A 542-nucleotide genomic window follows, 5' to 3' on the forward strand; every position below is an offset into this window, starting at 1 on the left:
GGCCTGCGCCAGCGCGCGATCGGTGCGCTCGTCCAGCACGCCGACAGCGACCGGCGCACGGCCGGCAGCGCGCCGCACCACCCGCTGGATCACGGCCCGGCGCTCCGCGTCGTCGAGCAGGTCGCCTTCGCCGGCAATGCTGGCCGGCACCAGCCCGGCGGCACCGCCGTCGAGGTAGTGCTCGACGACGCGGTCCAGGCCGTCGAGGTCCAGCCCGCCGCCGCTCACCATCGGCGTCGGCAGCACCGCGAACAGCCCCTGCAGCCAATCCGGCGGCGTGTGCACGGCCACCCTCAGGCCGCGACGGCGCGCTCGGCCTCGCGCAGCACGCCGTCGAAGAAGGCGCAGCGCGCGTCCAGCGCGGCACGGATCGCCTCTTCGACGAGCAGCACCTCCTGCGGCGTGCGCAGCATCGGCAGCAGCACCGATTCGAGCTGGTCGGCGTGCCCGTCGTCGACGTGGATGTGCACCTCGAAGAACTTCAGCGCCGCAGCGTCGAACGGCGCGGCCTGCAGCAGCCCGCGCTGGATCTGCGTGTACAG

General features: G+C 74.2%; 1 protein-coding gene and 1 pseudogene. Both read right to left on the reverse strand.

The features are described 5' to 3' along the window. A partial coding sequence (locus tag AC1D15_RS36495) for a dihydrodipicolinate synthase family protein (protein WP_477829932.1) occupies positions 1-285 on the reverse strand: 285 nt, incomplete at its 3' end. Between the two features lie 8 nt (positions 286-293). After that, positions 294-542, reverse strand: a pseudogene (locus AC1D15_RS36500) (hypothetical protein); the annotation flags it as partial.

The organism is Rhizobacter sp. P2_H2 (assembly GCF_056403375.1).